Raw genomic sequence first — 5,495 nt, 5'->3', positions numbered from 1 at the left:
GTCGTACTTGCGCTGGTGTGGGTTATTCCGCCGTGGGCATCCTTAACGTCATAGCTAAAATAGACATCGCCGTTATAGTCTTTTTCTGGGGTAAAGGTGAAGGTGCCATTGCCATTGTTCAGTATCGAACCATGGTCGACATGGAGGTTTTCAATGGATAATTTGCCAATATCGTTGTCATCAACATCGCTAGTATTAGCCAGTAGCTGTGCTGGGGTTAGGACAATTTTGCTATCTTCTAAGCCATTCGCCAAACGCACTTCAGCTGATGCAATTGGAGCATCGTTGGTGCCATGAACGGTCACTGTGATATCTTTTTTAGCACTGCCATCAATAGATTCAACGGTAAAGGTTTGCTGGAAGCTTTCCCCTGCGCCTAAATGTTGGACTTTATCATTCTCAATATTGTATGACCAATGACCTTGTGCGTTGATATTGAACCGACCACCTTCGGCGGTGGTGATGGTTTGTGCAATAAAACCGGCTTGGTCATGATCGGGGTCAATTACGTGTAACGTGCCACCACTGCTGAGCTGATTGGTGGTATTGCCAAAGGAAGTGTGATCTTCATAAACATGATTATTGAGGCTGGAGTAGGGCGTCACTTCAATTTTTGCTTGGTTATCTTCGCCGGTCACTTTCACCATAATGGTGAGCTTTTGACCATCACTGGTTTCGACTTCGTAGGGAAGTTCCATGGACTCGCCAGCATGCAGGCTACCAATGAGCTCATCCGCATGACGATTGGTACCAGCATCTAATTTGAATTGATAAGTGCCATTAGGCCAAACATCAAGGTAACCAGGTGCAAAACCTTGACCTAAATACTTCCCGCTAAAAACAAACTGAGTGTTATCACCGCTATCAGGGTCAATTAGCTGAAGCTGGCCTCTATAGGATTTAAATTCACTATCCAGCGCTTGTGTCTCAGTGAGCTGAATGACATTAGAAACCAGTGTGGCTTTATCATCTGTCCCGGCAATCGTAAGCGTGGCGGTTTGTTGCGTACTTCCACCATGGCCATCTTCAACTTGATAAGTGATAGCGATTTGTTGCGACTGACCATTGGCCAAATGGTTAAATGCGGGATTGGTGGCATCAACAATTAATGTATGACCATCAGTATCTAAGGTAATGCCCGTTGGAAGTTGGCTCGACTGAGGTTGACCATCGATGGCATATTCAAGGTGGCTGATGGTTAAAGCGTCGCCCTCTTTATCTGTGGCACCTAATAGCAGATTGAGGGTGTGATGATTATCGGCCCCCTCATTGACACTGTCGGTTAAAGGCGTCACATCAGGGTTATCGTTAACTGCAGCCAAGTTGGTGGTTGCACTGGTGTGGGTCACACCACCGTGTGCATCTTTCACATCGTAAGTAAAGTGCACCTCGCCGTTGTAGTCTTTATCTGGCGTGAAGGTGTAGGTGCCGTCTTTGTTGTCTGTGACCGTGCCGTGATCTGCGTTTAGGTTATGCACACTTAACTGTGCTGTTTCACCATGATCAACATCTGAGGCATTGGCCAGCAGCTGCGCTTCAGTCAATGTGACTGCGGTATCCTCGGTGCCCGCCGCTAAAGTCACACTCGATGAAACCACTGGCCCATCATTACGCCCTGTCAGCGAGATTTGGAAGGTTTCTGTCGCGGTATTTCCAGCTTTGTCTGTGACCGTAAACGTGAAGGTTTCTTGCTGGTGCTCATTGAGGTTTAGTGCTTGCGCTCGTGCATCAGGCGTATAGGTGTAGGAGCCATTAGCATGGATCACAAACTTGCCATAGCTGCCCAGTTGTTCGCCGAGCCCGCCAGTCACTTGAACACCGGCTTCGTCATCAGCAATCAAGTTGCCATGAATGCTGGGCTGATTTTCGTTCATGCTGGCGTTGTTATTGTGCACGCTGGCCACGCTATCTTTGATGATCGTGTCAGTCGAGGTTGCGGTTGTACCGTCGTGACTTGTCGCATGCGCCGTCACAGTCAGCGTTCCGTCTTTTAAGGAGGAAAGATCTGCGGTTGTTTGATAGCTGCCGTCTGCAGCAACGTTGATATTGCCCTTGTCTACGGTGACCGTCGTTGTGCCATCGGTGATCTCAATGCGGTCAAGTGTCGATGCTACGCTCGGGTCAAGCTTACCTGTGATAGCTGCCGCGCCAGATTCGCTGGCATTCAAGGTATTATCGGCCGTATCCGTAATGTCGACATTCAAGACTGGTGTATCGGCCACGGCGGCCAAGGCCATTGATGCCGAGGTAGCAACCGTCGCACCCTGAGGATCTTGCACATCGTAGGTAAAGTGTACCGTCCCGTTATAATCAGCATCTGGCTTGAAAGTGTACGTTCCGTCTTTATTGTCTGTGACCGTGCCGTGATCTGCGCTTAGGTTATGAACACTTAGTAGCGCTGTTTCACCATCATCATAGTCACCGGCTTGTGCGAGCAAATCTGCGACGTGCAAAGTGACAGCGGTGTCCTCAATACCGGCAGAAAGGGTAGCGGCACCGCGCACAAAAGGCGCATCGTTGGTACCTTCGATGACGAATTCAACCTGGTGTGGCGTTCCATCGACACTGTGAATAGTAAAAGTTTCCTTGGCCTCCTGTCCCGCAGCAAGGTGGTTAACCGTACTATTGTCAATATCGTAAAAATAGTTCCCATTACCATAAAGTTGCAACGTTCCACCAAGACTTCCGGTGTGGTGATGCAAACCGTCCGGAAACTTCGACTGGCTTGGCCCATCAGGATCAACGACCTGAAACTGGCCACTTGTTTTAATCGTGTAGCCGTAATAGAGGTTATCTTCCTCAAGCAGATGCCCGCCCGTCCCTGTAATGACAGCAGCATCATCAACCGCCGAGAGTGTCGTTGATGCGCCAGTGTGCGTCACTCCACCATGTGCATCTTTGACGTCATAGCTAAAGTGTACATCACCGTTATAGTCTTTTTCTGGGGTAAAGGTGAAGGTGCCATCGGCATTGTTTAGAATAGAGCCATGGTCGGCATGAAGATTTTCAATAGTCAGTAACCCGGCATCGTTTTTATCGACATCAACGGCATTCGCTAATAGCTGCGCTGTGGTTAAGGTTTGACGGGTATCTTCAGTGCCACTTTGTAGTATCACCTCTGATGAGCAATAGGGGCTATCGTTACTGCCATGAATAGTGATAACAATGTCGTGAGTTGTACCATCTTTGGAGTGAATAGTAATCGTGTCTGTTAGACTTTGGCCTTCACCGAGTTGGTCAATAGCGGTGCCACGAGTTGTCGTCGTACCGCCAATAAGCGCTCTGTGCCCTGCATCGGCATGGTAATGCCAAGTACCATCAGTGAGTAATATTAAATCACCGTAGGTACCGTGATAATCATAACCATTGCTACCTTGGCGCTCAAATCCCGCCTCACCAACATCGGGATCTGTGATGGTCAACTTGCCATCCGCATACAGTGGTTTATTGCCAAGTGTGGCTATGCCTGGTTGGGCATAGTCAGGTGACATGTCCACGCCCGCAGTATTCTCGGATATCGATCCTGTATCAATGCCAGCAATAGTGGCAGCATCGCCAACCGCCGAGAGTGTCGTTGATGCGCCAGTGTGTGTCATACCACCGTGGGCATCCTTAACGTCATAACTGAAGTGGACATCGCCGTTATAGTCTTTTTCTGGGGTAAACGTGAACGTGCCATCGCCATTAACTAATATCGAACCATGGTCGGCGTGTAGGTTTTCAATGGCTAGTTTACCGGCATCGTTTTTATCGACATCAACGGTATTCGCTAACAGTTGCGCGGTGGTTAAGGTTTGGCGTGTATCTTCACTGCCATTTGCAAGCACAACTTCAGATGAACAGTAAGGTCTGTCGTTACTGCCGTGAATGGTGATGACAATATCGTGTGTTGTACCATCTTTTGAATGGACTGTAATCGTATCGGTTAAGCTTTGTCCTTCACCAAGCTGGTCAATTGCAGTGCCACGCGTTGTGGGCCTAGCACCTATACCTGATAGATGCCCAGCATCGGCATGGTAATGCCAGGTGCCATCGGTGAGTAAGATTAGATCGCCATAAGTGCCGTGATAGTCGTAACCATTGCTGCCTTGGCGTTCAAATCCTGACTCGCCTACATCGGGGTCTGTAATGGTCAGCTTGCCATCCGCATAGAGTGTTGTATTGCCAAGTGTGGCTATGCCTGAGTGAGCATAGTCAGGTGACATGTCGACACCCGCGCTGTTTTCGGTTATTGAACCAGTATCAACGCCAGCGATTTGGGCAGCATCGCCAACCGCCGAGAGCGTCGTTGATGCGCCAGTGTGGGTCACACCACCGTGGGCATCCTTAACGTCATAGCTAAAATGGACATCGCCGTTATAGTCTTTTTCTGGCGTAAAGGTAAAGGTGCCATCGCCATTAATTAATATCGAACCATGGTCGGCGTGTAGGTTTTCAATGGTTAGTTTACCGGCATCGTTTTTATCGACGTCCACGGTATTGGCAAGTAGTTGTGCTGTCGTCAGAGTTTGGCGGGTATCTTCGCTGCCACTTTGTAGTACGACCTCAGATGAGCAATATGGCCTGTCGTTACTGCCATGAATAGTAATGACGATGTCGTGTGTGGTGCCATCTTTTGAGTGGATAGTAATCGTGTCGGTTAGACTTTGGCCTTCACCGAGTTGGTCAATTGCGGTGCCACGAGTTGTCGTAGTACCGCCAATAAGCGCTCTGTGCCCTGCATCAGCATGATAATGCCAAGTACCATCAGTGAGTAAGATTAAGTCACCATAGGTACCGTGATAGTCATAACCATTGCTACCTTGGCGTTCAAATCCTGCTTCGCCAACATCGGGATCTGTGATGGTCAACTTGCCATCCGCATACAGTGGTTTATTGCCAAGTGTGGCTATGCCTGAGTGAGCATAGTCAGGTGACATGTCGACACCCGCGCTGCTTTCGGTTATTGAACCAGTATCAACGCCAGCGATTTGGGCTTTATCATCCGTGCCGTTAATGGTCACAGTGATTTTTTGCTCAGTGCCATCAACGCTATGAACTAACACTGTATCGGTAACTGACTCACCGGTTTTTAAACCTTGAATGGCTGTTTGTGAGTTATCAGCGGTGTAAGTCCAGTGACCTAAATTGTTAATCGATAGAGTGCCGAATTGACCTTGTAGTGAGGTGGCTTGGAATTGATTTTGACCATTATCCGCATCAGTAACAGTGAGGGCGCCATCGACGCGGAGTTGCCCACCGTGAACGTCTTTATCTTCGGTTAATTGTGCGGTACTTGTACCACCAATAACGGCTTTATCATCCGTGCCATTGATGGTGACAGTGATTTTTTGCTCAGTGCCATCAACGCTATGAACTAACACCGTATCGGTAACTGACTCACCGGTTTTTAGCCCTTGAATGGCTGTTTGTGAGTTATCAGCGGTGTAAGTCCAGTGACCTAAATTGTTAATCGATAGAGTGCCGAATTGACCTTGTAGTGAGGTGGCTTGGAA

General features: G+C 48.5%; 1 protein-coding gene. It reads right to left on the bottom strand.

Annotated features, from left to right (window positions below):
• Window positions 1-5,495 (bottom strand): VCBS domain-containing protein (locus NE535_RS18510; RefSeq protein WP_261300027.1); only part of this gene is annotated, 5,495 nt, incomplete at both ends.

It is taken from the genome of Shewanella holmiensis (assembly GCF_025370255.1).
GTDB lineage: Bacteria > Pseudomonadota > Gammaproteobacteria > Enterobacterales > Shewanellaceae > Shewanella > Shewanella holmiensis.
Note: the sequence above shows the minus strand (reverse complement) of the source record. Positions and strands in the feature narration are given on the sequence as shown.